Genomic DNA, 4,176 nt, shown 5'->3' on the forward strand with positions numbered 1-4,176 from the left:
TCCAAGGCCAGTGTCTCAGCTCATCGAAGGGATCAATGGCGATGCCAAAGAAACGGTTGACGAAGAAAAGCCCATGTGAGGGATTGGGCGCTGGCGATGCGTTGCTTGTAGTCGAGCTCGAACTGACCTCGTTCGGTGTCGGCGTTGAGCGCCTGGTCGAGCGGCATTCCGGTTATCGTCGCGAGCACCAGCGCGGGTGAATAGACCTCGATGGCGCGCCAGGCGTTGAAACCGAACAACCAGAAGAGGTCGATCGTCTTGGTGTCAAACTGGATGCGCGTGGCGTCGGCGTTCATGGTGACGGCCTTGGTGCTCGGCGCGACTTCAATGGCATGGCCGTACTGGCTCCAGAGGCTGCTGATTTCGTCGGCGCGCTCAGGCACGGCGCCGCGAAGGAGATTTAGAATAATTGTCCGGTCGGACGGCTCGGTCGTCATGCCCGTGGTTTCTCCAAGTGAGGTAAGAGGGCGGGCGACCCGATCATGAAGGGTCGCCTTCGTCATGCGCGTCGCCCGTCGTCCGGGCTTCGCCAGCCATATGCAGACTGGTCACCGAGGAGAGAACCGAGTTCGCCCAGATCGTGCTGCACACGATGTCGCCGTCCCGCTCGAACCAATGGGTCGCGCCCGGGATGAGGTCGAATGGTATAGGGCTGGTGGCCAGCGGATTGTGGAACACCTCCAACTCCTGGCACCAGGCTTCGCCCCAAGGCCAGAGCGCCTGATATTCGTCGCTGGCGACCGACAGCTTGAAGTCGATCGGCTCCAGCGCGCCCGGAGTTCGGTCGAAGAGGATGCCGCTCCGGATCATGGTCAGCCCAAAAGGCCGCCAGCCGGCAAGGAAGCCCATCCGGTTGAACTTGGCGAGCGTTGCCGCATTGCTGAAGATGACTGCCGACAGGTGGGCGAAGTCGGGATCGCGGAAGAGCCCCGCCGGGATGCCGTGCTTGCCCGTCAGGTTGGTGATCGGCGTCCCGACAGCGCGGCGCTCTTTGCCTTCCCCTTCGATATCGGCGCGCAGCCCGTAGAGGTAGGTCGGCAGGGCCTCGCGGCTCCAGACCATCGAACCGGACTGGTGGAAGTCTGCCAATGCGAGAGCGAAGGACTGGCCCTTCACGTGGTCCATCGCATGATAGTTGCGCTGGAGCTTGCCCCGCAGCGTTTTGGCGAATCGCTCGGCCGGACCTCCCGTCAGGCGTTCGTTGCGATCCTCAGGCGCATGTACCCAGTCGCCGATCCCGCCAGCGCGTGGGGTCTCGGAGTTCGCCGTCACCGCCTCGATCCAGCACGTGTCGCCGTCCTTCTCGATGAAGAAGTCGGGCGAGACATGATCTTGCCGGACGCTCAGGCCCTGCTCGCGAAAGCAGGCGAGAAGGTAGAGCTCGAACAGCCGGGACGCAAAGTTGCTGGTCTGAAAATCCGGGACGAAATTGGCGTCAGGATTGGGAAGCGCGAGATAGCATTCGCCGATCGCCATGAGCGCCGGCAGATGGTTGATCGTGGTCGTCAAGAGATCGAATTCCGGTGATGTCCCGCGTGCTCCGGGCTTCACCAAAAGCGGGCGGCGCCTGACCCCCGGCGGCAAGGGCTCCGGCGGATCGCCGGCGCGCATGGCAATGCTGAGACCGTCAAGTGCGGCCTCGGGGGTGAAATAGGGGCCGCCTTCGTCGACCTTGATCCAGCAGTGATCGACACGCCGACGCAAGGCGAGGCTGGTGAAGGTCCCTTGCTCCGGATCAAGAAGGATGCAACCGCTCGCGCTGCCCCGTCCGGCCTGATAGGCGCTGAAGATATGGGCGGGGTCGAAATTGGGTCCGCGTTCGAGCGACAGCGCATAGAGTTCGAACTTGCGCTGGCTGATCGGTGTGATCAGCCGCGGCTCATCGGCTGGGGCCATGGACGGCCTCATCTTCCTGCAGGCGGCTGACACACGCATCCGATTCCATCGTCATGACGCCTCCGCCGCGGCTGCCGAGGCGAGGATATCGCTGGCTTCCCATCCCTCGCCCTGCCGGGCTGTCACGAACTCACGGTCCCAGACGCCCCAGTTTGTGGGCAATGGAACCTGCGCCAGCGGATTATGGATATAGGTGATTGGACGGACGTGGCGCGAGAGGTTGCCGAGCGCGACCCGTGACCAGATCACGCCCGAGATGTCGGCGAAGCGCTCGTCGAGGAAGGCCGTGCGCGGGATCGAATTGCGCTCGCGGTGGATCAAGGGCGCGGCGTGAAACCCTTCTTCGAGGACATCGCCGGTGTCGCGGTCGATGGTGATGAAGGCGTCGCCGATCGGGAATAGGGTCGTCATGATGAGCGGCAAAGGCTGTTCGGCGACATAGACGCCGAAGCGGCTGGCGCTGATCGCGATGATGCGGGTGTCATCGGGCGCGATCACGCCCTGCTGGATGTAGCGGGCGATCTTCTGCGCCTTGGTCCAGAACGCCCCAGAGGTCCGAAGCTGCGCCTGGCGGATTGGCGCGGCGACGAGGCCGCCGCCTTCATTGATCGGCACAGGACGCACGATCTGGTCAGGACCAGGCGCGCCTTCGTCGGGGGTGATGGCCTCAATCCAAATGCGGCGACCGCCTTCAACAACGCAGAGGTCCGGCTGGCCGCCTTCGCGCTGACGGTCGACCACGGGCAACAAGGTCCGGCCCGCCTCAAGAAGCGTGCAGCCCAGATACATTTTCCAGAAACGCCCGTCTACGTCGCGGGCAAAGCCCTGACGAAAGTCCGGATCGGCATAGGGCTCGTAGCGCGCCCACATCTCTTGCAGCAGGGCGCGAAGTTTCTGCTCGATCGGGAGCTCGGCAGCTTTCAGGTTTTCGAACCCACGATCGAGATTGCTGCCCTCAACGCCGAAAAGATCGCTCATAGCATCCTCGTCTCCTGCGCTCGCTAAACCTGCATCTGCATCGCACTGCAAATAGTCCGTTTCGAGATCCTCACCTTCTCAAGCAGTTGGAGCGAGGCTGCAGTTTTCAGATCCTTAGATCAAAGTGCTTCCGTCCCTCGACTGAGAATGCCGAGGTAGTCGCTGTACACATACATCCGGCCACGCTGCTTGCCCGTCACCTCCCGCACGATGCCGAGATCCTCCAGATGCTGGATCGACTTCGCAATTGTCGGGGGCGAGATGCTCAGCCGCTGCGCCGCAGCGGGAATGCCGATGATCGGCTTCTGCTGAAGCAGCTGGTGGACCCGGAGCGCGGATGCGGCCGGGCGCCCGAGATCCTCGATCCGGTGCCGATCGGCTTCGAACAGCGCGAGGATTTCGCGCGCCGCCTCTGATGCCCGCAGAGACGTCTCGGCGATGCCGTCGAGGAAGAACTCCAACCATGTCTCCCAGTCGCTGTTCTCACGGACCTGCTGCAGAAGGTCGTAGTACTGGCGGCGATGCGTCTTGAAGTAGAGGCTGAGATACAGGATCGGCATCCTTCAGGATGCCCTGCGTGCAGAGAAGGAAGGTGATCAGCAGGCGGCCGAGACGGCCGTTCCCATCGAGAAACGGATGAATGGTCTCGAACTGCACATGGACGAGCCCGGCCTTGATGAGGGTCGGCATCTCCGGCGTGTCGGTATGGATGAACGCTTCCAGGTCCGACATTAGGTCGAGGACGTGCTCGGGCGGCGGCGGGACAAAGAGCGTATTGCCCGGTCGCGTTCCGCCGACCCAGTTCTGCGAACGCCGGAACTCTCCCAGCTGCTTCGTGCTCCCGCGACCCTTTTCAAGAAGGATGGCGTGGATCTCCCGGATCAGGCGCAAGGAAAGCGGAAAGCCCTCGCGTATCCTGTCGAGGCCATGGTTCATGGCGGCGACGTAGTTGGACACTTCTTGGACGTCGTCGAGCGGGACGCCAGGCGCTTCCTCACTCTCGAACAGCAGGAGATCGGAGAGCGACGACTGCGTGCCCTCGATCTGCGAGGACAGCAGAGCCTCCTTGCGGACGTACATGTAGAGGAAGAGCGGAGTATCGGGCAGGATTGAGGTCACGCCATCCAGTCGGCCGATCGCCCGGTCCGCGCGCTCGAGCTGACGATAGAGTCGGTCCATCCTGATAGGCGGGGTTGGCGGCAACGGAGGAGGCACGAATGCCTGTTGATCGGCGCGCAATATTGACCCCGCTACCTGGGTGATCGGCGTCCAAAAGGGACCCCTCCTGCGTGGCATGGGTCC

General features: G+C 62.9%; 5 protein-coding genes. All 5 read right to left on the reverse strand.

The window, feature by feature from the left end; translation table 11 throughout:
* Positions 1 to 32: 32 nt before the first annotated feature.
* Positions 33 to 437, reverse strand: a complete 405-nt coding sequence (locus tag D5084_RS09215; protein WP_155523125.1) for a hypothetical protein — start codon at positions 435 to 437, stop codon at positions 33 to 35.
* A 43-nt stretch (positions 438 to 480) separates the two neighbouring features.
* Positions 481 to 1,896 (reverse strand): hypothetical protein, encoded by a 1,416-nt coding sequence (locus D5084_RS09220; RefSeq protein WP_128515215.1) that lies wholly within the window; start codon positions 1,894 to 1,896, stop codon positions 481 to 483.
* Between the two features lie 51 nt (positions 1,897 to 1,947).
* Positions 1,948 to 2,874, reverse strand: a complete 927-nt coding sequence (locus D5084_RS09225) for a hypothetical protein (protein WP_128515216.1) — start codon at positions 2,872 to 2,874, stop codon at positions 1,948 to 1,950.
* 119 nt (positions 2,875 to 2,993) lie between these two features.
* Entirely contained in the window at positions 2,994 to 3,434 is a 441-nt protein-coding gene (locus D5084_RS18725) for a Fic family protein (protein ID WP_238382589.1), read from the reverse strand.
* Positions 3,358 to 4,053, reverse strand: coding sequence for a Fic family protein (locus D5084_RS18730; RefSeq protein WP_238382590.1), 696 nt, complete (start codon positions 4,051 to 4,053; stop codon positions 3,358 to 3,360). The genes D5084_RS18725 and D5084_RS18730 overlap by 77 nt, the downstream gene beginning before the upstream one ends.
* Between the last annotated feature and the right edge of the window lie 123 nt (positions 4,054 to 4,176).

This window comes from Tabrizicola thermarum (genome assembly GCF_003574395.1).
Classification (GTDB): Bacteria; Pseudomonadota; Alphaproteobacteria; order Rhodobacterales; family Rhodobacteraceae; genus Tabrizicola; species Tabrizicola thermarum.